This window comes from Rhodococcus sp. T7, assembly GCF_009872365.1.
Classification (GTDB): domain Bacteria; phylum Actinomycetota; class Actinomycetes; order Mycobacteriales; family Mycobacteriaceae; genus Rhodococcus_F.
In genome coordinates this window covers 1-21416 of the sequence record NZ_WXYH01000022.1, presented here as the reverse complement: position 1 = coordinate 21416, position 21416 = coordinate 1, and the positions used below count along the sequence as shown (strand labels likewise).

Annotated in this window: 21 protein-coding genes; 11 read left to right on the top strand and 10 right to left on the bottom strand. The window is 69.3% G+C overall.

Translation table 11 applies throughout. The features are described 5' to 3' along the window. The first annotated feature begins 43 nt into the window (after window positions 1-43). Window positions 44-1696, top strand: coding sequence for a glucose-6-phosphate isomerase (gene pgi / locus MLGJGCBP_RS03230; RefSeq protein WP_160094039.1), 1653 nt, complete (start codon window positions 44-46; stop codon window positions 1694-1696). A gap of 1 nt (window position 1697) precedes the next feature. Here pgi and MLGJGCBP_RS03225 read toward each other — a convergent pair whose 3' ends face one another. Next, the gene (locus tag MLGJGCBP_RS03225; protein WP_160094038.1) at window positions 1698-2477 is read right to left on the bottom strand and encodes an FAD:protein FMN transferase; all 780 of its coding nucleotides are present in this window, start codon (window positions 2475-2477) and stop codon (window positions 1698-1700) included. A gap of 105 nt (window positions 2478-2582) precedes the next feature. Between MLGJGCBP_RS03225 and MLGJGCBP_RS03220 the strand changes: the two genes are divergently transcribed. Continuing rightward, window positions 2583-3842, top strand: a complete 1260-nt coding sequence (locus MLGJGCBP_RS03220) for a hypothetical protein (RefSeq protein WP_160094037.1) — start codon at window positions 2583-2585, stop codon at window positions 3840-3842. Here the strand turns inward: MLGJGCBP_RS03220 and MLGJGCBP_RS03215 are convergent. Continuing rightward, window positions 3823-5211: an NAD(P)/FAD-dependent oxidoreductase gene (locus MLGJGCBP_RS03215; protein WP_160094036.1), complete on the bottom strand. Its 1389-nt coding sequence runs from the start codon at window positions 5209-5211 to the stop codon at window positions 3823-3825. The genes MLGJGCBP_RS03220 and MLGJGCBP_RS03215 overlap by 20 nt on opposite strands. A 9-nt stretch (window positions 5212-5220) precedes the next feature. Next, window positions 5221-5973 carry an SDR family oxidoreductase gene (locus MLGJGCBP_RS03210; protein ID WP_160094035.1) on the bottom strand — a complete coding sequence of 251 codons (753 nt, stop codon included), beginning with the start codon at window positions 5971-5973 and terminating at the stop codon, window positions 5221-5223. An 88-nt stretch (window positions 5974-6061) separates the two neighbouring features. Here MLGJGCBP_RS03210 and MLGJGCBP_RS03205 point away from each other — a divergent pair, with 88 nt between their 5' ends. The 4 genes from MLGJGCBP_RS03205 (at window position 6062) to MLGJGCBP_RS03190 (ending at window position 11524) form a co-directional block, all read left to right on the top strand. After that, window positions 6062-7495, top strand: coding sequence for a dihydrolipoyl dehydrogenase family protein (locus MLGJGCBP_RS03205; RefSeq protein WP_160094034.1), 1434 nt, complete (start codon window positions 6062-6064; stop codon window positions 7493-7495). A 64-nt stretch (window positions 7496-7559) separates the two neighbouring features. Further along, on the top strand, window positions 7560-9089 hold the full coding sequence (locus MLGJGCBP_RS03200; RefSeq protein ID WP_160094033.1) for a carboxylesterase/lipase family protein: 1530 nt from the start codon (window positions 7560-7562) through the stop codon (window positions 9087-9089). After that, a complete protein-coding gene (locus MLGJGCBP_RS03195) occupies window positions 9086-10552 on the top strand; it encodes a carboxylesterase/lipase family protein (protein ID WP_160094032.1) in 1467 nt (488 codons plus the stop codon). Before MLGJGCBP_RS03200 ends, MLGJGCBP_RS03195 begins: the two co-directional genes overlap by 4 nt. Window positions 10553-10630: 78 nt before the next feature. After that, window positions 10631-11524: an SDR family NAD(P)-dependent oxidoreductase gene (locus MLGJGCBP_RS03190; protein ID WP_160094031.1), complete on the top strand. Its 894-nt coding sequence runs from the start codon at window positions 10631-10633 to the stop codon at window positions 11522-11524. Window positions 11525-11530: 6 nt separating this feature from the next. Here the strand turns inward: MLGJGCBP_RS03190 and MLGJGCBP_RS03185 are convergent, their stop codons facing one another. Then, complete coding sequence (locus MLGJGCBP_RS03185; RefSeq protein WP_160094030.1) at window positions 11531-11908, bottom strand: VOC family protein; 378 nt, start codon at window positions 11906-11908, stop codon at window positions 11531-11533. 145 nt (window positions 11909-12053) lie between these two features. Between MLGJGCBP_RS03185 and MLGJGCBP_RS03180 the strand changes: the two genes are divergently transcribed. Next, complete coding sequence (locus tag MLGJGCBP_RS03180) at window positions 12054-13151, top strand: CaiB/BaiF CoA transferase family protein (RefSeq protein ID WP_160094029.1); 1098 nt, start codon at window positions 12054-12056, stop codon at window positions 13149-13151. A gap of 50 nt (window positions 13152-13201) precedes the next feature. On the opposite strand, the gene yczR is transcribed toward MLGJGCBP_RS03180, so the two are convergent. Continuing rightward, window positions 13202-14686: a MocR-like transcription factor YczR gene (yczR, locus tag MLGJGCBP_RS03175; protein WP_087561430.1), complete on the bottom strand. Its 1485-nt coding sequence runs from the start codon at window positions 14684-14686 to the stop codon at window positions 13202-13204. A 62-nt stretch (window positions 14687-14748) separates the two neighbouring features. Here yczR and MLGJGCBP_RS03170 point away from each other — a divergent pair, with 62 nt between their 5' ends. Further along, entirely contained in the window at window positions 14749-14961 is a 213-nt protein-coding gene (locus MLGJGCBP_RS03170) for a hypothetical protein (protein WP_160094028.1), read from the top strand. 64 nt (window positions 14962-15025) lie between these two features. Beyond that, window positions 15026-15562, top strand: coding sequence for a methylated-DNA--[protein]-cysteine S-methyltransferase (locus MLGJGCBP_RS03165; RefSeq protein ID WP_087561428.1), 537 nt, complete (start codon window positions 15026-15028; stop codon window positions 15560-15562). Window positions 15563-16020: 458 nt separating this feature from the next. On the opposite strand, the gene MLGJGCBP_RS03160 is transcribed toward MLGJGCBP_RS03165, so the two are convergent. Next, the gene (locus MLGJGCBP_RS03160; protein ID WP_087561426.1) at window positions 16021-17310 is read right to left on the bottom strand and encodes an adenylosuccinate synthase; all 1290 of its coding nucleotides are present in this window, start codon (window positions 17308-17310) and stop codon (window positions 16021-16023) included. A gap of 218 nt (window positions 17311-17528) precedes the next feature. Here MLGJGCBP_RS03160 and MLGJGCBP_RS03155 point away from each other — a divergent pair, with 218 nt between their 5' ends. Beyond that, window positions 17529-18182, top strand: coding sequence for a hypothetical protein (locus MLGJGCBP_RS03155; RefSeq protein WP_236580904.1), 654 nt, complete (start codon window positions 17529-17531; stop codon window positions 18180-18182). Next, the gene (locus tag MLGJGCBP_RS03150; RefSeq protein ID WP_160094026.1) at window positions 18179-18952 is read left to right on the top strand and encodes a site-2 protease family protein; all 774 of its coding nucleotides are present in this window, start codon (window positions 18179-18181) and stop codon (window positions 18950-18952) included. Before MLGJGCBP_RS03155 ends, MLGJGCBP_RS03150 begins: the two co-directional genes overlap by 4 nt. A 39-nt stretch (window positions 18953-18991) precedes the next feature. On the opposite strand, the gene MLGJGCBP_RS03145 is transcribed toward MLGJGCBP_RS03150, so the two are convergent. From MLGJGCBP_RS03145 to MLGJGCBP_RS03130, 4 genes are read right to left on the bottom strand one after another with little or no spacing between them, the layout of a single operon-like run. After that, complete coding sequence (locus tag MLGJGCBP_RS03145; RefSeq protein WP_160094025.1) at window positions 18992-19486, bottom strand: winged helix-turn-helix transcriptional regulator; 495 nt, start codon at window positions 19484-19486, stop codon at window positions 18992-18994. A gap of 41 nt (window positions 19487-19527) precedes the next feature. After that, window positions 19528-19800 carry a DUF6510 family protein gene (locus MLGJGCBP_RS03140; RefSeq protein ID WP_160094024.1) on the bottom strand — a complete coding sequence of 91 codons (273 nt, stop codon included), beginning with the start codon at window positions 19798-19800 and terminating at the stop codon, window positions 19528-19530. 19 nt (window positions 19801-19819) lie between these two features. Beyond that, window positions 19820-20593: a ferredoxin reductase gene (locus MLGJGCBP_RS03135; protein WP_087561421.1), complete on the bottom strand. Its 774-nt coding sequence runs from the start codon at window positions 20591-20593 to the stop codon at window positions 19820-19822. Beyond that, window positions 20583-21182, bottom strand: a complete 600-nt coding sequence (locus MLGJGCBP_RS03130) for a sulfite oxidase-like oxidoreductase (protein ID WP_160094023.1) — start codon at window positions 21180-21182, stop codon at window positions 20583-20585. The genes MLGJGCBP_RS03135 and MLGJGCBP_RS03130 overlap by 11 nt, the downstream gene beginning before the upstream one ends. Window positions 21183-21416: the final 234 nt, after the last annotated feature.

The window sequence follows — 21416 nt, the reverse complement described above, 5'->3', positions numbered from 1 at the left end:
TTCGCACGGAAGTTTCGACGCGCGGGCATTAAGCTCGAATCTCGTGAGCTCAGACATCACCGGAACCGCGGCCTGGCAGAAATTGCGTGATCATCACGCCCAGATTCAGACCGTCCATCTTCGAGAGCTCTTCGAGAAGGACCCGGCACGCGGACGGGAACTCACCGTCTCGGCCGGCGACCTGTACATCGACTACAGCAAGCACCGCATCGACCGCGACACGATCGGGTTGCTGCTCCAGTTGGCGCGCAGCGTCGACCTGGAGGCCCGCCGTGACGCGATGTTCGCGGGCGAGCACATCAACACGTCCGAGGACCGCGCCGTCCTCCACACCGCGCTGAGGCTGCCTGCCGACGCGTCTCTCGTCGTAGACGGTCAGGACGTTGTCGCCGACGTCCACGACGTCCTCGATCGCATGGGCGATTTCACCGATCGGGTGCGCTCCGGCGAATGGCGCGGCGCGACGGGCGAGCGAATCAAGACCGTCGTCAACATCGGCATCGGCGGGTCGGATCTGGGCCCGGTGATGGTGTACCGCGCGCTGCGGCACTACGCCGACGCCGGCATCGGCGTCCGGTTCATCTCCAACGTCGATCCCGCAGACCTGGTGCGCAGCCTGAACGGCCTCGACCCGGCCACCACCTTGTTCATCGTGGCGTCCAAGACGTTCTCGACCCTCGAGACGCTCACCAACGCCACGGCCGCCCGGCGGTGGCTGCTCGGCGGCCTGGGCCTCGGAAACGAAGCGGTCGCAAAGCATTTCGTCGCCGTCTCGACACACGCGGACCGCGTGGCGGAGTTCGGCATCGACACGGCCAACATGTTCGGATTCTGGGATTGGGTCGGCGGCCGGTACTCGGTCGATTCCGCCATCGGACTGTCGGTGATGGCGGCGATCGGCAAGGAACGTTTCGCGGAGTTCCTCGCCGGCTTCCACGCCGTGGACGAACATTTCCGGACGGCGCCGCTCGAGGAGAACGCGCCGGTCCTGCTCGGCCTGATCGGACTCTGGTACTCGAACTTCTTCGGCGCCGAATCCCGTGCCGTGCTGCCGTATTCCAACGATCTCGTGCGGTTCGCGGCGTATCTGCAGCAGCTGACGATGGAATCGAACGGCAAGTCGGTGCGCGCCGACGGCTCCCCCGTCCCCGCGTCCACCGGTGAGATCTTCTGGGGCGAACCCGGAACCAACGGCCAGCACGCCTTCTACCAGCTCCTGCACCAGGGCACGCGGCTCGTGCCGTCCGATTTCATCGGTTTCGGCGAGCCCACGGACGACCTGCCCACCGCCGACGGCACGGGCAGCATGCACGACCTGCTGATGAGCAACTTCTTCGCGCAGACGAAGGTCCTGGCGTTCGGCAAGACGGCCGAGGAGATCGCCGCCGAGGGCACCCCCGAAGAGCTGGTGCCGCACAAGGTCATGCCCGGCAACCGGCCGTCCACGACGATCCTCGCGCCGAAGCTCACACCGTCGGTGATCGGGCAGCTGATCGCCCTGTACGAGCACCAGGTGTTCGTCGAGGGTGTCGTGTGGGGCATCGACTCGTTCGACCAGTGGGGTGTCGAGCTCGGCAAGACCCAGGCCGTGGAGCTGCAGCCGGTGCTCACCGCCGCGGAAGAACCCGCCGTGCAGAGCGATTCGTCGACGGACAGCCTGGTGCGCTGGTACCGCCGTCAGCGCGGACGGGCCTGACTCACCAACTCTCGGTGGTGTAGACCCGGCCGGAGCGGTCCACCAGCCGGGCACGCAGTTCGTGCTGTTCGATCCACCGGAGCGCGCCGATACCGCGGGCGAGGGCGGCGACGCTGGCCGCGTACGCCCAGAGTGCGTCGTCGGCGATCACCGTCACCGTCTCCCATTCGGTGGTGGTGGGTGGTTCGGTGACCGGTGGCGCGACCGCCGTCGCCATCGCCGTCCCGTTCACCAGTTCGACCTCCCCGTCGCCGGGCACCGGAATCTGCCAGCCGCCGGCGGGACAGTGTCCGGCCGTCGCGATGACGTCGCCGATGCGGACCGCGGCCCCGCACTCGAGTTGCCGGGCGACCAGTTCCGCCGCCCGATCCACCGTGTCGGCCTTGGCGGTGTCGGTGATGTCGAACGACGCACCCCACGGCGCGAACACGACGTCGTCGTCGATCTGGACGTCGAGGAAACTGGGTTCCGGATGCACGGTGGGGATCAGGTCCTCGTCGGGGGTTTCGGTGGCGAGCGGGTTCACCACCCCGTCGGTCATCCGGGCCGCCCAGAGCGCAGAACGCAGCAGTGCGGACATCCGCCTGCTGACCTTGACGGGCGCACCCTGGGACAGGTTGACGGCGTGGATCTCGGCGTCGCCGCGGTGGATGTCGCAGACCGATTCGGCCTCGTCGATGACGGCCGCGATCAGCGCCGCGGCCTCCGGAAGGGCAGCGCCCTCGGTGACGTCGACCTCCACGACGGAACCCCACACCTTCCATTTCTCGACGCTAACCATGGTGTTCTCCGTGTGCGGTCCCGTACAGCGCTGCACTTCCAGTATGCGCCGGTTGTCCAGAGGCCGACCTGCGGCGACCGACGCAACCGGTCGTACACTTCGCTGGTGAGCGCCCGATTGAGCGTCGTCGACGAGATGTTCCTGCGCACCCACCGGGGGTGGGGAACGCCGATCGTGATGCAGGGACTGTGGCGCACGGACGGCCGGGTGGACGCCGCGACGCTCGATTCCCTGATCGCCGACCTCGCGCGGGGACCGCTGGGCAGGCGGGTGGTGCGCCCGCGGGTCCCCGGCGCGCGGCCCCGGTTCGAGCCGAGCGCGGACGCCTTTCCCGTCGAATACGCGGAGATCGAGGCCGGGGCGGTCCTGGCGTGGGCGGACGAGCAGGCCTCGTTGCCGGTAGACCCCGAACGTGGTCCGGGCTGGCGGCTGGCCTGCGCACGACCGGCCGGCGGGGGCACGGTGCTGTCGCTGGTGTGTTCTCACGTGATCGCGGACGCGCGCGGACTGGCGGCCGCGATCGCGGCGGCCCTGCAGGGCGCGCCGCCGTCGGACGCGGGTGGCGCGGGAGGCGCGGTCGCGGACATGTGGGACGCCACCCGGCTCGCCCGCCGCGTGACGGAGGGGACGGCCCGTGCGGTCGCCGGTCTGGTGGTGAGCGGGTCCCGTCGCGCGGAGCTGCGCCGCTTCCTGCACGTGAGTGGCAAAGCGTCCCCCGGGACTCTTTGCCACTCACCTGTGGGGATGGTGCTGGACGTGGACGCCGAACGGTGGGACGCCGTCGCGGAGCAGGCAGGCGGTACCCCGAACAGCCTGTTCCTGACCGTGGTGGGCGAGTTGGCGCGGCGGGACGGCGAGACCCGGCCGCTGATGATCAGCGTGCCGATGGATCTGCGCGACAAGGGCGACCAGCCGGGCACCGCGAACTCCGTCGCCGTGGTCGAGGTGGACGTGTCCCCGCGGGACACCGTCGGGGACGTGCGGGCGAAAAGCCGCGCCGCCTTCTCCGCACCCGCGATGACCAGCCCGGCCGGTTTTCCCGAGGAGATGCTGCAACTGGTGCCCGACCGGGTGGCGCACGCCCTCACGGGCAATCCCGGTGAGCGGGACGTGCTGTGTTCCAACATCGGACCGCTGCCCGACGCGCTCGTCACGATCGGCGGACACCGGGCCACCGGCATCGCCACCCGCGCCGTCCATCCGGGTGTCGTGACCAGCCGCACCCGGCTGTCCGCCTATCTCAGCCGCTTCGGCGGTAGCTACACCCTCGCGCTCGAGTCGCTGGACAGCCCGGACCGCACGGCGCTCCGCGAGCGGGCGGGCGAGGTCCTCGCCCGGCACGGGGTCACCGCTCGGGCCTGGTGACGGCTATGGACTCGGTCGTGAGATCGGTGTACGGCTGCCGCGCCGACTCCGGATCGCCGTACGTGATCGCCCGCTCCCGTCGCGTCCGGGACGCCAGCGTGACGGCCCAGTTGAGCAGGGTGCCGAACCGGTTGCGGTACCCGGCGAGGAACGCGATGTGGATGGCGCCCCAGGACACCCAGCCCAGGAACCCGGACATTTGGATCGGGCCGGCCTGGAGCAGTGCATGCCTGCGGGCGATGTACGCGGCGCTGCCGAGGTCGCGGTACTTGAAGGGTTTGCGGTCGGGTGTTCCGCCTTCGATCGTGCGGGCGATGCATCCTGCGACGTGCCTGCCGCCCTGCATCGCGACCTCGGCCACACCGGGAAGGTCGTTCAGCGACATCAGGTCGCCGATCACCCAGACATTCGGATGTCCTGGCACCGTGAGGTCTGGTTCGACGGCGATGCGCCCGCCCTGAATCTGCTTCACGCCGAGCGCATTCGCGAGAGCGGCGGCGAACGGCACGGCCTCGACGCCCGCGGTCCACAGGACGGTGCGGGCCCCGTAACGCTTCTTGGTGCGGGCTGCGTTCTTGGCCGTGGTCTCGATGCTGGTCTCGCAGACGTCGGTGACGTGCACACCGAGGTGCGTTTCGACGCCGACCTTGTCCAGTGTCCGCTGCGCCGCCGCGGACAGTTTCCGGTTGAACGACGGGAGAACGCGGTCGCCGCCGTGGAGCAGCAGCACCCGGGCCTCGCAGGGGTCGATGGACTGGAACTCGTTGGCGAGCGCGTGCACGGCGAGTTCCCGGATCTGACCCGCCAGTTCGACTCCGGTGGGTCCACCGCCCGCGACGGCGAACGTGAGCCACGGCCTGCGCTCCTCCGCGGTGGGCAGCGATTCGGCCATCTCGAAGGCGGAGATCAGTTTTCGGCGAATGGCGAGTGCGTCGTCGAGGGTCTTCATTCCCGGCGCCCACTGGATGTACTCGTCGTGCCCGTGGTACGCCTGCCGCATGCCCGCCGCGACGATCAGGTAGTCGTAGGGAAGTTCGAACGTGGAGCCGTCGAAGCGGCTGGCGGTCAGCACCCGGCCGGCTGCGTCGATTCCCTGCGCCTCGCCGAGGGCGACGTGCACGTTGCGGATCCCGCGCAGCAGGTGGCGCAGCGGGCTGCTGATCTCGCCCTCGGACAGCAGGCCCGTCGCGCACTGGTACAGCAGCGGCTGGAAGACGTGGCTGGTTCCGCGGTCGAGCAGGGTGACGTCCACGTCGACGTCGCGCAGCCGGCGGGCCGCGTAGATGCCGCCGAACCCTCCCCCGATGATGACGACCCGTGGTCGCGAACGCTGCAGGCCGAGGGACGAGGATTCCTGGGCGGTCGTCATAGGTCAGTCCTACACGAACCGGGATGTCCATGCATGAGGAAGGAAGCGCAATGCGACGTCGATTCCCCGCCATTTGATGCCCGGCAGCGCAGCGCGGCTCGTCTCCTTCTCGATGGCCGCCACCATCGCGTCGACGCCGTCGGCGAGGGTTGCCGTCAGCCCGGAACTGTCGCCCGCCTTGCTCGACATGTCGGTGGCGATGTACCCGGGAAGCAGGGTGGTCACCGCGATCGGGCTCTTCGACAGTTCCGCGGTCAGCGCCTCGCCGAGGGCCGAGACCCCCGCCTTGCTCGCCGAGTACGCCGCCTTCGGGCCGGGCAGACCCCGGTCCGCGCTGACCGAGGACACGAGCACCAGGTGCCCGGAGTTCTGCTTGCGGAAGATGCCGAGCGCCGCCTCGCACTGCGACAGGGCGCCGACGAAGTTGGTGCGGGCGGTGGCGAGATTGGCGTCGGCCCGGCCCGTTCCGATCCTGGCGCCCTTACCGAGTCCGGCGTTGACGACGACGCGGTCGAGTCCGCCGAGTTCGTCGCGCAGTTCGCCGAAGACCCGGACGACGGCGTCGTGGTCGGTGACGTCGAGTTCGCGGACGGCGACGGCGATCCCGGGATGCGACGCCCGCAATTCGTCACGTAGGGCCTCGAGTCGTTCGACGCGGCGCGCGCACAGCGCGAGGTCCCGGCCCTGCGCCGCGAACCGCCGGGCCATCTCCTCGCCGAGCCCCGAGCTCGCCCCCGTGATCAGAATCTTCTGCCGCGTCATCCCGACACAGTATCTACTCGGCGGTAACAACGCGGGAGGCCCGCCGGAACCTCTGACATCGTGCACCGACCGGCTTACGGTTACAGGTATGACTGACTCCGGTAGCGGCGCGGAAGAGTTCGATGTCATCGTGATCGGAGGCGGCCCCGCGGGTGAGAACGCGGCGAGTTACGCCATCGCCGGCAGCGACCGCACGGCGGCGCTGATCGAGCACGAGCTCGTCGGCGGGGAATGCTCCTACTGGGCCTGCATGCCCAGCAAGGCGCTGCTGCGTCCGGGTGAGGTCCTCGGTGCGGCCCGCAACATGCCCGGGGTGTCGGCCGGGCCGCTCGACGTGGACGCCGTGCTGGCGCGCCGCGACTCGTTCACCAACAACCACGACGACTCGTCGCAGGTGATGTGGGCCGACGCGGCGGGGATCGACGTCATCCGGGGATCGGCACGCATCACGGGGGACCGCACGGTGACGGTCGGCGATTCCCGCGAGCTGCGCGCCCGGCACGCCGTCGTGGTCGCCACCGGGACGACCGCCGCGGTCCCGGACACCCCCGGCCTGCGGGCGGCGTTGCCGTGGATCTCGCGGGACGCCACCAACCTGAAGGAGATTCCGCGCCGGGTCGCCGTGATCGGCGGCGGCGTCGTGGCCTGTGAGAGCGCGACGTGGCTGCTGGACCTCGGCGCTCAGGAACTGACGATGGTGGTCCGCGGCCGGGCGCTGCTCCCGAAGAACGAGCCGTTCGCCGGTGAACGGGTGGCCCGCAACCTGGAGAAGAAGGGTGCGCGGATCCTGTTCGGCGCGGACCTTCGCGGCGTCGAACGGGCCGACGCCCGCGACACCGGCATGGGTCGCATCCACGGCGGTCCGGTCACCCTGGACGTGGTGGGACAGGACCCGATCGTCGTCGACGAGATCGTGGTCGCGACCGGGCGTACCCCGGCAACGTCGTCGCTCGGCCTCGACGCGCGGCTGCTGAACTCCCGCGGATACCTCACCACCGACGACCATCTGACGACGGCCGACGAGTGGTTGTACGCCGTCGGCGACGCCAACGGTCGCGCGCTGCTCACTCACATGGGCAAGTACCAGGGCCGCGTCTGCGGAGACGTGATCGCCGCTCGCGCCGAGGGCAGGCCGCTGGACGGGTCCCGATTCCGGGCCACCGCCGACCACGGGCAGGTCCCCCAGGTGGTGTTCGCCGATCCGGAGGTCTCGGCCGTCGGGGTCACCGAGCAGGAGGCGCGCGACGCCGGTGTGGACGTCGAGACCGTGGAGGTCGACATCGCCGTCGCCGGTTCGTCACTGGCCCGCGACGATTTCAGCGGTCACGCCAAACTCGTGGTCGATCGGGCCACCGACACCCTGGTCGGGGCGACGTTCGCGGGCACCGACGTCGCCGACCTCGTCCACGCCGCCACCGTCGCCCTGGTCGGGAAGGTGCCGCTCGACACGCTGTGGCACGCGGTCCCGTCGTACCCGACCGTGAGCGAGGTGTGGCTGCGACTGCTGGAGGCGCGGCGCTGACCCGCACGGAGCACCACCGGCGGATGACAGCGTCTCCTCAGACGGTCTCCGTATAGTCGCCGACATGGCGTCTGACACTCTCACGACCGACACGCTGGTGAGGACGACCGCAGGGGCGGTCCGGGGCCGGCGCGTCGGCGACCTGGTCGCGTGGCGGGGAATTCCCTACGCCGCTCCCCCGGTGGGTCCGTTGCGGTTGCGCGCACCCCACCCGGTCACGCCGTGGTCCGGGGAACTCGACGCCACCGAGTTCGGCGACGCCGCCGTGCAGCACAAGAAGTTCACCGCGCTGCGGCCGGGCAAATATCAGCCGAGCAGCGAGAACTGCCTGACGCTCAACGTGCTGGCCACGCCCGGCACGTCAGGGGCGCGCCCGGTGATGGTGTTCATCCACGGTGGCGCGTACACGCTGGGCATGTCGGCCACCGCGCTCTACGGCGGACAATCGCTGGTCCGCCGCGGCGACATCGTGTACGTGTCGATCAACTACCGACTCGGATCCCTCGGATACCTCGACTTCACCCAGTTCTCGACCCCCGAAAGACCTTTCGACTCCAACCTCGGCCTCCGCGACCAGGTGGCCGCACTCGAATGGGTGCAGCGCAACATCGCCGAATTCGGCGGCGACCCCGACAACGTCACCGTCTTCGGCGAATCCGCGGGCGCCAACGCCGTCACCACCCTGATGACCACACCCGCCGCGAAAGGCCTTTTCGCGCGGGCGATCTCGGAGAGTTCCGCGCCCGGTCTCGTCACGACGGCGGACCGAGCCGCCCGGTGGGCATCCGACTACGTGACGCTACTCGGAGCCGAACCCGGCACTGCCGCAGAGGCGCTCGCGTCGTCACCCGTCGGCGCGCTGGGCCGGGCCGGGAACCGTCTCGGCGCGAAGGTGCTCTCGGAGACGCCGGGACTGCACCCGTTCGGACCTGTGATCGACGGCGCCTTCCTGCCGAAGCCGCCTCTCGACGCGTTCGCCGACGGCTCGGCGCACCGGGTTCCGCTGATCATCGGCACCAACGCCAGCGAGGGCACCCTGTTCCCGAAATTCCTGGACGCACTGCCGACGGACCCCGACCGGATCGGGCGGATGTTCGCACTCACCGACCCCGCCGCCGAGGCCCGCGTCACCGCGGCGTATCCGGGCTACCCGGCACCGGACGCCGCCGTCGATCTGGGCGGCGACCTGACGTTCTGGAGGCCGTCGATCGAACTGGCCGAAGCCCATTCCGCGTACGCCCCCACCTTCAGTTACCGTTTCGATTTCGCGCCGCGTGCAATGAAGTGGCTCGGTCTGGACGCCACGCACGGGTTCGAACTGTTCGCCGTGTTCGACATCGCCGACACTCTGATCGGCCGCGGTCTCACCCTGCCGGGCGGACGACGCGGCCTGAAGGACGTGACGGATAATGTGCAGCGACACTGGCTGCACTTCGCCTCGCGGGGAACACCGTTGGTGTCGTGGCCGAAGTACGACACCGACCGGAGGGCAACACTCGTGTTCGACACCGTCACCACCGTCCAGGACGACCCGCGCCGGGAGCGCAGGCTGGCGTGGGAGGGGTACGCGGGCTATCACGGGCAGGGCCTGTGAGCGGTCTGGAAGTCCACACCGATGCCGGCGCCGTCGGAGGGCGCCGGATCGACGACCTGGCAGCGTGGCGGGGCATCCCCTACGCCGCTCCCCCGGTCGGGCCGCTGCGGTTGCGGGCCCCGCACCCGGTCGAGCCGTGGTCGGGGGTTCGGCGGGCGTTCCACTTCGGGTCCCCCGCACCGCAGGACAGTGGGACCGACGAGGACTGTCTCACCCTCAACGTGCTCGCCCCCGGTCCCACATCCGCGACGCCGCGACCGGTGATGGTGTTCATCCACGGCGGCGCCTACTCCGGCGGGACCTCGTCCTCGTCGCTCTACGGCGGCCAGTCGCTGGTCCGCCGCGGCGACATCGTGTACGTGTCGATCAACTACCGCCTCGGATCCCTCGGATACCTCGACTTCACCCAGTTCTCCACCCCCGAAAGACCTTTCGACTCCAACCTCGGCCTCCGCGACCAGGTGGCCGCACTCGAATGGGTGCAGCGCAACATCGCCGAATTCGGCGGCGACCCCGACAACGTCACCGTCTTCGGCGAATCCGCGGGCGCCAACGCCGTCACCACCCTGATGACCACACCCGCCGCGAAAGGCCTGTTCGCGCGGGCCATCGCCGAGAGCCCGCCGGTGGCCTCCGCCTACCACCCCGAGCGGGCGGCCCGGTGGTCGCGCGAATTCCTCGAGATCGCCGGGGTCCCGCTGTCCGAGGCCGCGACGTGGCTCGAGACCGCCGATCCGGCCGACTTCGTCGCGGCGGGGACGACGCTGGCGCACCGGGGCGCCGACGAGGAACCCGGCACCCGCGCATTCGCGCCCGTCGTCGACGGCTTCTTCCTTCCCACCCATCCGCTCGACAGTTTCGCGTCCGGATCGGGGCACCCGGTCCCGCTGATCATCGGCACGAACCGCCACGAGGGCAGGGTCTTTCCCCGGTTCCTGAACATTCTGCCCACCGATCCCACCCGGATCGACAAGATGTTCTCGCACGTGGACGCGTCGGTGAAGGAGCGGGCGATCGCCGCCTACCCCGGTTACCCCGGCCGGCGTGCGGCCGCGGACCTCGGCGGCGACGTGACGTTCTGGGAACCGTCCGTCCTGTGCGCACAGGGCCACACGACCGTCGCCCCGACCTACAGCTACCGGTACGACTTCGCACCCCGGTTGCTCCACGTCCTCGGGTTGGGCGCCACCCACGCCACGGAGTTGTACGCGGTGTTCGGGTTGACCGGGCCGTGGGCGCGGTTGCTCACCGCGCTCGGCGGACGCCGCGGGTTGCGGGCCGTCACCGACACCGTCCAGTCGCACTGGCTGCATTTCGCCCGGCACGGGACCCCCGCGCCGGGATGGCCGCGGTACTCGCCGGAGCGCCGGGAAACGCTCGTCATCGACGACACGAGCAGGGTGGAGAACGATCCGCTCGGTCAGCGCCGGCGGGCCTGGCTGGGGTACGGGCACCGGCGCTAGCGGGACCGACAGCGCGTTCCCCGTTGCGGCCCTCCCGGTTGCCCTACTCTCGTAGAGACCTGCATTCGGGAGGCGAGAATGACCGAGTCGAACGACCTCGCAGGCCGCACCATGGTGGTCACCGGCGCCACCTCGGGCCTCGGCCTGGAAACCTGCCGCCAACTCGCGCGGCGCGGCGCCACCGTCGTCCTGGTCGGCCGGGACCAGGACAGGATCGACGCGGCGATCGCCGACCTGTCCGAGAGCGCGGACCGCGACAGGCTGCATTCGGCGCCGGCCGATCTGTCCTCGCTCGGCCGGGTCCGCACGCTGTCCGGGGAACTGCTGCATCGGTTCCCGCGGATCGACGTGCTGGTGAACAACGCGGGCGTCGACGTGGGACAGCGCCGGCTGACGGTGGACGGCATCGAAGAGACGTTCGCCGTGAACTACCTCGCGCCCTTCGTGCTGGCGACGACGCTGGCACCGGCGATGGCGCGGGCGTCGACGGCCGACGCCGCCGGTCACCGGCGTCCGTCGCGCATCGTCGACATCAGTTCGTCGGGGCATCGCGGCGGCAGCCTCGACTTCGACGACCTCGACGGTACGAAGGACACGTTCCACGGCCAGCGCGCGTACAACAACTCCAAGCTCGCCCTGACCCTGTTCACCCGCGAGTTGGCGCGCCGGTCCGATCCCGCGAGGCTGGTCGTCAATTGCGCCGACCCCGGATTCGTCCGCGGCACCGCGCTCGGCCGGGGTCTGCCGTTCGGCCACCAGGTGGTCGGCACACTCCTCACACCGTTCATGGCCGAGGTCGCCAAGGCAGCGGAGACCGCGGTGTGGACCGCCACCGCGACGGAGAGCGGCAAGTTCACCGGCCAATACATCAAGGGCTGCAAGGCCGTTCAGCCCGGCAAGGACGCACGGGACGCGGCACTCGCCGCACGGCTGTGGGCCGCTACCGAGGCACTGCTCGCCGGCCGCGGCTGACGCTCGTCAGGTCGGATCCTCGAACAGCGACAGCACGTTGCCGTGCGGATCCCGGAACCACGCGACCCGGATGCCGTCCGGTGCGAGCCAGGCCGCGTGCTCGTCCTGATCCATCCCCGGATACTCGGTGAACTCGATGCCCTTGCTGCGCAGCGAATCGACAACCCCGTTCAGATCGGCGACCTTCCACCCCAGCACCGTGTACCCGGTGTCTGATTTCGCCTGCACCAGCGTGACCCGGAGCAGGGCACCGTTGCAGTCGACGGCCAACGCGAACTCGTCCCGCGAGACGCGCGTCAGCCCCAGGGTCTCCACGTAGAACATCTCCGAGACGTCCAGGTCGGTGCTGGCCACGAAACTCACGAGCTCACCCTGAAGACTCATGAATCAACTGTGCCCCGCGCACCCGTGGACAGGCAAGAGTGCGACGTCACCAGCGGCGGTATCCCGTGACCCGGGGCACACGGCCCGGCGACCGCAAGTTAACGTCGATTCGACAGGTCGTCTCGCACCGGAATGAGGAACTCGCGTGTCTGCTCCAGTTTCAGAGAAGAAGGGCCCCCTCGCGGGCATTCGCGTCGTCGAATTCGCAGGCCTCGGACCGGGCCCGCACGCCGCCGCCCTCCTGGCCGATCTCGGCGCCGACGTGGTCTGCGTCCAGCGCCCCGGCGTGATCCCACCGGGCGGTCCGTACGACCAGATCCAGCGCGGCCGCCGCGTCGTCGAGGCCAACCTGAAGGACCCCGCACAGGTCGAGAAGGTGCTCGGGCTGATCGAGCGCGCCGACGTCGTGATCGAAGGCTTCCGGCCCGGTGTCACCGAGCGCATGGGCCTGGGCCCGGACGTCTGCCTGGAGCGCAACGAGCGACTCGTATACGGACGGATGACCGGCTGGGGCCAGGAAGGTCCACTGGCCAGCGCCGCCGGCCACGACATCAACTACATCTCGCTGACCGGGGTCCTGCACGCCATCGGCCGCAAGGGTGAGCGTCCCGTGCCGCCGCTGAACATGGTCGGCGACTTCGGCGGCGGTTCGATGTTCCTGATCTTCGGGATCCTGTCGGCGCTGGTGGAACGCCAGTCGTCCGGCAAGGGGCAGGTCGTGGATGCGGCGATGGTCGACGGCGCGCTGGCGCTGTCGCACATGATGTGGGCGTTCCGTGGCCGCGGCGTCTGGTCCGACGAGCGGGGCGTGAACCTGCTCGACACCGGTGCGCCGTTCTACGACACCTACGAGACGTCCGACGGCAAGTACATGGCCGTCGGCTCGATCGAGCCGCAGTTCTACGCCCTGCTGCTGCAGGGCCTCGAACTCGACCCCGCCGAACTGCCGCAGCAGATGGACGTGTCGGCGTGGCCGCAGATGAAGAAGGTCTTCGCCGAGAAGTTCCTGTCGAAGACCCGCGACGAGTGGGCTGCCATCTTCCTCGGCACCGACGCCTGCGTGTCGCCGGTGCTGACGTTCGCGGAGGCACCCGCCAACGAGCACCTCGCCGCCCGCGGCTCGCTGATCGACCTCGACGGCGTCACCCAGCACGCCCCGGCGCCCCGGTTCTCCCGCACCCCCGCCGGCGCTCCCACCCCGCCGGCCCGCGAGGGCGTCGACATCGACACCGTCTGGACCTGACCGCAGGTGAGTGGCAACGCGTGCCCCGGCACACTTTGCCACTCACGTGCTCAGACGACGAGGGACGGTTCCGCGAGCTCACGGTCGACGGCCAGCGTCTCGTACGCCGCCGCGATGCCGTCGACGCCGCGGCGCAACTCGTCGGACGTCCGCGCGTACGGGAGCCGAACGAACCGTTCGAACGCACCCTCCACCCCGAACCGCGGTCCAGCGGCCAGCAGCACGCCGAAGTTGGGGGCCGTCGCGGCCAGCGCCGTCGAGACCGGCGCAGGCATGCGCAGCCACAGCGACATCCCTCCCGAACCGATGGTCGGGACCCAGTCCGGGAGGCGGTCGGCCAGCGCGTCGAGCATCGCGCCCCGCTGCTCCCGCAGCTCGGCCCGGCGACGCGCGAGGACGAGCTCGTCGTCGGTGAGCAGATGCGCCGCCGCGAGCTGGTCCATCACCGGTGTCCCCAGGTCGACCGCTGCCCGTGCCCCGGCGAGCCGGGTGATCAGCGCCGGATCCGCGCGAATCCAGCCGACGCGCAGCCCACCCCAGAACGACTTGGCCGCCGACCCGATCGTCACGACCTCCGATTTCGCCGCGCCCTTGGCGTACGCCGCGACCGGACCGGGTGACGGCTCGTCGAGCCACAGGTCGACCATCGTCTCGTCCACCACCAGCGTCATGCGGGTGTCACGCGCGATCCGCGCCAGCTCGGCCCGTCCGGACGCGTCCAGGCACAGCCCCGTGGGGTTGTGGAAGTCCGGAATCAGGTACGCCATCCGGGCCGCGGTCTGCCGGGCCGCGCTGCGGATTCCGTCGAGATCCCACGCCCCCGACGCACCGCCCTCCGGCCGGACGGGCACGGGGACCGGACGCGCGCCGACCCTGCGGATCGCCTCCAGCGCGTTGGGGTAGGTGGGGTGATCGACCAGCACCCGCTCCCCCGGCGCCGTCAGCACGTTCAGGAGCAGCCGCAGCGCGTGCTGGGCCCCGGACGTGACCATGATCTGCTCGGGCGAGGTCTCCAGCCCCCGCGCCCGGTAGCGGGCCGCGATCACCTCCCGCAACGCGCCGATCCCCACCGGCTCCATCCCGTGAGTCGGAAGGAACTGCGGAAGTGATTGCAGCGCATAGGCGTAGGCCTGTTCGACCGCTTCGGCGGGCGCGGCCATCGCGGCGTAACTGAGGTCGACCACCGCACCGTCGGATCCGGGCTGGTGCGCCCGGAACATCAGCCCGTTCTGCCGCGCCCCGAGCGGCAACGCGACCGTGCTGCGCGACCCCTGCCTGCTGATGAGATACCCCTCGTCCCGGAGCACCGAGTACGACGACGTGATCGTGGTGCGGCTCAACTCCAGCACCGACGCCAGTTCGCGTTCGCTCGGCAACGCGACACCCAGCGGGATGCGACCGTCGTGCACGAGCAGGCGGATGCTCTCCGCCAGAGCCCGGTAGGCGGGTCGCGCCGCCGAGCGGCGGCCGCTGTCGTCCTGCCAGTTGCCGAGGTCCCTGGCCAGGGAGCGAGCTCCGAGTACACGAGTCATCATGCAGTCCAGTATCACCCTCTTGGCTATTCAACTCCAAGCCAGTTCTCACGAAGCTCGGATCCATGACGACATTGATCACGCTCCTGTGCATGGCTCTCCTGGCCGCCGCGGTCGCACACTTCGGCCCGAAAGAGGGAGGTAAGGGCGTATTTCGCCTGGAGCAGTTCCGGATCGGCGCCCCTCTCGGCGGCATCTTTCCCGACCCGCCGAGCAGTCCAGAAGATCCGGACTGGCATGATCCGGGACCTCGGCGCCCCGGCGGCCACTGCAGTTGATCGAACCTCCGCCGGCCACGGTTCACGGACGGTAGGTGTCGGAGGTCGGAGGCATACTGGGCTGGTGACCACAGGAATCGCCCTGTTCGACACCGCCCTCGGCACGTGCGCCATCGCGTGGCGGGCCGCGGGGATCGTGGGTGTGCAGTTGCCCGAGGGTTCACCCGAGTCCACCCGGCAGCGGGTCGAACACTGTTTCCCGGACGCGGTGGAGCACCAGCCACCCACACCGGTCCAGCAGGCCATCGACGGAATACGCGAACATCTGGGCGGCGCACTCGACGATCTGCGGTGGATCGACCTCGACTTCGAGGGGGTCCCCGAATTCGACTGCCGCGTATACGACATCACCCGCGCGATCGACCCGGGCACCACCCTCACCTACGGCGACATCGCGGCGGAACTCGGCAAACCGGGCGCCGCGCAGGCCGTCGGTCAGGCGCTGGGCCGCAACCCGCTGCCGGTCGTGATCCCGTGCCATCGCGTCCTCGCCGCGGGTGGGCAGGTGGGTGGCTTCTCCGCAGGTGGCGGCACCCTCACCAAGCGCGAATTGCTGGCCCTCGAGCACACTCCCGGGTTCGACGACCCGGTGCTGTTCTGATCGGCTCCTGCGTATCGACGACGAGTTCGCGCGCCATCGCGGCGGCCGCGACCATCCTGTCGCCGTCGGGAACCCGAAGGGTCCGCACGACCCGCTGATCCGTCCCGCTCACAACGGCACAACCCAGCACGAACGCCTGCCCGCCGGCGACGATCGCCCGCTCCACGGCGTGGATGAACGCATCCACCGTCGACCTCGGATCACCCTCGAATACCCAGACACCGAGATCCGTCGACACCACCGCCACGCACCGGCCGGAATCCGTAGGGTCGTGCCCGGAACCGAACGCCTCGAGGACGGTGGCCGCTGCGTGAAAGCTGTCATACCACCGACCGGGAGGTGTCCGGGTGCTCGCTTCAACAGTCCTGATCATCGGCTCGAATGTATCGCGGATCGCCGAATGCCGCACCGGTTGAATTCAACTCGGCCGATGCCACATTCGGCGCGCGAAAGTCGGACTACCGCACCACGTCGCGGCGGACGATGGTCTCGTCGCGGCCGGGGCCGACGCCGATGCAGGAGATGTACGCACCCGACAGTTCCTCGAGACGCAGGACGTAGTTCTGCGCGTTCTTCGGAAGCTCCTCGAACGTCCGGGCGTGGGAGATGTCTTCCCACCAGCCGGGCATTTCTTCGTAGATCGGCTTCGCGTGGTGAACGTCGGTCTGCGACATGGGCATCTCGTCGTGCCGCACACCGTCGACGTCGTAGCCGACACAGATCGGGATGGTGTCGAGGCTGCTGAGCACGTCGAGCTTGGTGAGGAAATAGTCGGTGATGCCGTTGACACGCGTTGCGTAGCGGGCGATCACGGCGTCGAACCATCCGGTGCGCCGGGCACGGCCGGTGGTGACACCCACCTCGCCGCCGGTCTTGGCCAGGTATTCGCCGTTCTGGTCGAACAGTTCGGTCGGGAACGGGCCCGAACCGACGCGGGTGGTGTACGCCTTGAGGATGCCCAGCACCGTCGTGATCTTGGTGGGGCCGATGCCCGAACCGACCGCTGCGCCACCGGACGTCGGGTTGGACGACGTCACGTACGGGTAGGTGCCGTGGTCGACGTCGAGGAGCGTGCCCTGCGAACCCTCCAGCAGCACCGTCTCGCCGCGTTCGAGCGCCTCGTTGAGTTGCAGGCGCGTGTCCGCGATGCGGTGCTTGAAACCGTTGGCCTGCTCGAGCACCTCGTCGACGACCTGCTGCGGGTCGAGGGCCTTGCGGTTGTAGATCTTGACGAGCACCTGGTTCTTGAACTCGAGTGCCGCCTCGACCTTCTGGGTGAGGATCTTCTCGTCCAGCACGTCCTGCACGCGGACGCCGACACGCGCGAGTTTGTCCTGGTAGCAAGGCCCGATGCCGCGGCCGGTGGTGCCGATCTTCTTGGCCCCGAGGAAGCGTTCGGTGACCTTGTCGATGGCAACGTGGTACGGCATGATCAGGTGCGCATCGGCCGAGAGCAGCAGGCGGCTGGTGTCCACGCTCCGCTGTTCGAGTCCGGCGAGTTCGGTGAGCAGCACCCCCGGGTCCACCACGACACCGTTTCCGATGACGTTCGTGACTCCCGGAGTGAGGATTCCGGACGGGATGAGATGCAGTGCGAACTTGTCGCCGTTCGGAAGTACCACTGTGTGTCCGGCGTTGTTACCGCCCTGGTAGCGCACCACCCACTGCAGGCGTCCGCCCAGTAGATCGGTCGCTTTGCCCTTGCCCTCGTCGCCCCACTGGGCGCCGATCAGGACGATTGCCGGCATGACGTTGTCTCCTACGGTCGACGTACAGTCGTATCCGACTGCGTGGTCCTGCCGTTCGTAGGCAGTGGCCGGGGGAACAGTCTAGCCGAGGGCGCGGAGAACAGACCCCACAGTACGGCTGGGGAGGCCAACTCGGGCGTGCCACTAGGATGATCGGAAAGGGAAGCTGCGGAAATCGCGGCGGGACATCCGGGCGAGGAGTGGCGTTGACCCCCGTAGTGCTCATTTGCGGCGACGCGCCGCTTCCCCTACCTCTGGGCTCCATTTCCGCCTCGAGCGCACCCACGGTTCCGGACAAGGACGACTTCGACGAGGTCTTCTCCAAACTGCATGTGGTCGCGGATCCGCGACTGATCGTGGTCGGCAGCGACGCCGCCCTCGCGGCCACCCTGACCCGGCTGATGCGCACCGAACGGCTGCACATCGAACTCGCCTACGTCGCGGAGCACCGTTCGGAGGCGACGGAGGCCTACCACCTGTCCGCCGGCGCGCGTGGCGCCCGCACCGCGCTGAAGGGCACGGCCAAACCGGTCCCCCTCATCCGCGACGACGCGGGGATCGCGCTCGTCGGATGCGCCACCGTCACGGGCCCGGACGGCGGCCCGCTCGTCGGCGAGGCGTACGTCGACGACACCCGGTTGTTCTCGGGGACGACGACGAACATGAACATCACCCCGACGCCGCGGATGCCCGGTCTGCGGGCGTCGATCGAACCTCGCCGGCGCTGGCTGCCGCGCCGCTGGGTCGAGGGTCGCGCCGTGCAGTTGGGGTCGCCCGCCGCGGCTCTCACCCGGGACGGCGTGCCGAACCCGCGCGACGTCAAGCGTTCGACGTTCTACCGCCACGACCAAGAGTGGCTGCTGGTCCGATGAACCTGCCCAGGGCGCGGACCACCGCGGTCCGTCCCAGTCCGGTCTTCCTGCTCGTCGTCGCGGTCGCGGTCGCCGGCGGTGTCCTCGCGTGGCGTGCCGAGCGGGAATCGGTCCTCGGGCATGTCGGGGTGTTCCTGCTGGTGGTCGCGGGATGGGTGGTGACGCTCTGCCTGCACGAGTTCGCGCACGCGTTCACGGCGTGGCGGCACGGCGACACCGACGTCGAGGTGCGCGGCTACCTGACGCTCAACCCGTTGAAGTACAGCCACCCGCTGCTGTCGATCGGCCTGCCGGTGCTGTTCATCGCGCTCGGCGGGATCGGGTTGCCCGGCGGCGCCGTGTACCTGCGCACCGGACTGTTCCCGCCGAAGGTGCAGGCACGGGTGTCACTCGCCGGACCCGCCGTGAATCTGGTGTCGGCGATCGTCCTCCTCGCTGTGATCCGCTGGTTCGGGCTCGGCGGCGACCACCTGGTGTTCTGGACGGGCCTGAGCTTTCTCGCATTCCTGCAGGTGATGGCGACCGTCCTCAACCTCCTGCCGGTTCCCGGACTCGACGGGTACGCCGCACTCGAGCCGTTCCTGCCGCCCCGCACCCGCAGGTCCGTCGACCAGTTCAAACCGTACGGACTGCTGATCCTCGTGGCGCTGCTGTTCGTGCCGTCGATCAACGTGGTGTTCTTCGACTTCATCTACCGACTGTTCGAACTGTCCGGGGTGCCGGAGATCTACGCGCAGTACGGCAACTATCTGATGCGCTTCTGGCTCTGATCCGTGAGTACTTATCAACCGCCGGCGGTTGAGAAGTACTCACGGGCGGGCGTCGCCCTCCGCAAAGTTGGGGGTCAGCCGCAGTTCCGCCAGCGGCACCTCCCGGCCCGGACTGCGGACCTCGACGCGGACGGGTTCGCCGGTGGCGTCGTCCCGCAGCCCGATCGGCGGTCCGCACTCGCCCTGAAGGTATTTGTCGCCCCACTGCATCAGCGCGAGCACGGCAGGCAGGAGGTCGCGGCCCTTCTCGGTGAGCACGTATTCGTAGCGGGTGCGCTGCCCGGGCTCCTTGTAGGGCTGCCGCTCGAACAGGCCCTCGGCGGTCAGTTCACGCAGCCGGGACGCCGCCACGGCCTCGGTGATGCCGACCCGTTTCGCGAAGTCGTCGAATCGCGTGGTGCCGTAGTAGGCCTCGCGCAGGATCAGGACGGCCGAGCGCGTGCCGATCACGTCCATCGCCTTGCCGATCGAGCAGTGCGTGGCCCGCCAGGTGTCGCGATCTGCGAGAAAGCCGTCCAACCGTGCCGCATCCATGCACCTCAGCCTAGCTGACTTGCAGATTCCATAGTCAGCAGCTACAGCCTCCAGGACAGGTGCGCGAGACCGCTGGCGTCGAGTTCGAGGCCGCGCGGAGTCGACACGAGCCGCATTAGTACTTCCTGACACCCCGGGCATCGCGCGACGACGCCGGGCGCACGCGAATAGACGTGGACGGCGGCCATCGGTCCGTCGAGACCGCAGAATCGGCACCGGCCGGTCGCCGCGGTGAGGTCGTGGACGAAGATCTCCGCGAACGGCCCACCGAGAACGTTTCCGTCCTCGAAATCGTTGCCCTGCAACGTACTCATCGAAAGCCCCTTCCTCCGGTCACGGCCCGGAGGGACCGAACCGCTCGGTCTTGATGTCGTCCGGCGAGTGCCCGAGCGAGAGCAGCAGACGAGCCACCTCCTCGACGAAACCGGTAGGCCCGCACACGAAGCAGCGCGGCGCGAAGTCCGCGGGCCATCCCCACGCCGCGAGATCGGCAGCGCTGATCCGACCGGCCGGACGGCCGGACCGCGGCGAGTCCTCACGGGTGCGGAGGACGAACGTCTCGACTCCCCCGTCGCCGGTCCCCGGTCTGTTCAGCTCGTCCGCGAACAACTCGTCGGCCTGCGTCCGCAGCGAGTACACGAGCCGGAACGGTGTGCGATCGCGGCGGAACCGGCGCTCCCGGATCATCGACATCAGCGGCACGATGCCCGACCCACCCGCGACGAGAAGCACAGGCGCGCCGCCGCCCTCGCGCGGCGACCACACGAACCAGCCACCGATCGGTCCGCGCACCTCGATCAGATTGCCCGCGGCGAACACGTCGGTCAGATACGGAGACACCTCACCGTCCTGCACCCGCTGGACGACCAACTGCAGGCGCCACCCGCCGGACGAGCGCGCGGGCGGCGACGCCAGCGAGTAGCTCCGCTCGGTGGTGTACCCGTCGGGTCCGGTCAGACGGAGATCGACGTGCTGCCCGGCGCGATGCCCCGGCCAGTCGGGTACCTCGAGGACCAGGGCACGCGCACTCGCCGTCTCGGGCCACGACTCGACGAGTTCGGCCACCCGCCAGCCGAGCACGGCGCGGCCCACGAGTTCACTGGTCACCCTGATACCTCTGCTCCCGCCACGGGTCGCCGCGATCGTGATACCCGAGTTGTTCCCAGAAGCCGGGAACGTCCTGGGGGACGAGCTGGATAGACCGAACCCATTTCGCGGACTTCCACAGGTAGAGGTGCGGCACGAGCAGGCGGGCCGGACCCCCGTGCACCGGCGCGAGCGGCGAACCCTCGTAGGTGTGCACGATCCACGCCTTGCCGCCGAGAAGGTCGGCGACGGGGAGGTTGGTGGTGTAGCCGCCGTCGCACCCGACGAGGACGAATCCCGCGGACGTCTCGACATCCGCGAACAGGGTGTCGAGGGAGACGCCCTTCCAGGAGGTGCCGAACTTCGACCATCGCGTGACGCAGTGCAGGTCGACCGTCGGGCGCTCCTGCGGCAGCGCCATGAATTCGGCCCACGACCACTCGCGGCGCCCGCCGGTCTCGTCGGTGACGGTCAGGGTCCACGTGTCGGTCGGGACGCGGGGCGTCGGCCCTGCGGAGAGGACCGGAAAATCGGTGACCTCGTACTGACCGGGCGGGAGGGCGTGCTCGCTGCGCGGTCTGCCGTGGAAGCCGGGGGTCAGAACAGCCATGCCTCACGTTAGGACCGACGCGGGATATACGCAGCACAAACCGTCGATCCGAGGCGTTCATCACACCTGACTTGCCATAACCATAGCCAGGTGTACATTGCTGACTATGGCGATTAATAGCCAGGTCTACGGCCCGTGAGTACTTGTCAACCGCCCCCGGTTGATGTGATGGAAAAGGGGCGGGGGGCTCCCGCTCCTCATGGTTCCCAGCGGACGCTGGGGGTGTCAGACCCG

Coding starts and splice junctions, on each gene's coding strand:
- MLGJGCBP_RS03170 (WP_160094028.1), top strand. CDS start 14,749: ATGACGACATTGATCACGCTCCTGTGCATGGCTCTCCTGGCCGCCGCG.
- MLGJGCBP_RS03205 (WP_160094034.1), top strand. CDS start 6,062: ATGACTGACTCCGGTAGCGGCGCGGAAGAGTTCGATGTCATCGTGATC.
- MLGJGCBP_RS03215 (WP_160094036.1), bottom strand. CDS start 5,211: ATGACGACCGCCCAGGAATCCTCGTCCCTCGGCCTGCAGCGTTCGCGA.
- MLGJGCBP_RS03145 (WP_160094025.1), bottom strand. CDS start 19,486: ATGGATGCGGCACGGTTGGACGGCTTTCTCGCAGATCGCGACACCTGG.
- MLGJGCBP_RS03140 (WP_160094024.1), bottom strand. CDS start 19,800: ATGAGTACGTTGCAGGGCAACGATTTCGAGGACGGAAACGTTCTCGGT.
- MLGJGCBP_RS03150 (WP_160094026.1), top strand. CDS start 18,179: ATGAACCTGCCCAGGGCGCGGACCACCGCGGTCCGTCCCAGTCCGGTC.
- yczR (WP_087561430.1), bottom strand. CDS start 14,686: ATGATGACTCGTGTACTCGGAGCTCGCTCCCTGGCCAGGGACCTCGGC.
- MLGJGCBP_RS03160 (WP_087561426.1), bottom strand. CDS start 17,310: ATGCCGGCAATCGTCCTGATCGGCGCCCAGTGGGGCGACGAGGGCAAG.
- MLGJGCBP_RS03185 (WP_160094030.1), bottom strand. CDS start 11,908: ATGAGTCTTCAGGGTGAGCTCGTGAGTTTCGTGGCCAGCACCGACCTG.
- MLGJGCBP_RS03200 (WP_160094033.1), top strand. CDS start 7,560: ATGGCGTCTGACACTCTCACGACCGACACGCTGGTGAGGACGACCGCA.
- MLGJGCBP_RS03190 (WP_160094031.1), top strand. CDS start 10,631: ATGACCGAGTCGAACGACCTCGCAGGCCGCACCATGGTGGTCACCGGC.
- MLGJGCBP_RS03130 (WP_160094023.1), bottom strand. CDS start 21,182: ATGGCTGTTCTGACCCCCGGCTTCCACGGCAGACCGCGCAGCGAGCAC.
- MLGJGCBP_RS03210 (WP_160094035.1), bottom strand. CDS start 5,973: ATGACGCGGCAGAAGATTCTGATCACGGGGGCGAGCTCGGGGCTCGGC.
- MLGJGCBP_RS03225 (WP_160094038.1), bottom strand. CDS start 2,477: ATGGTTAGCGTCGAGAAATGGAAGGTGTGGGGTTCCGTCGTGGAGGTC.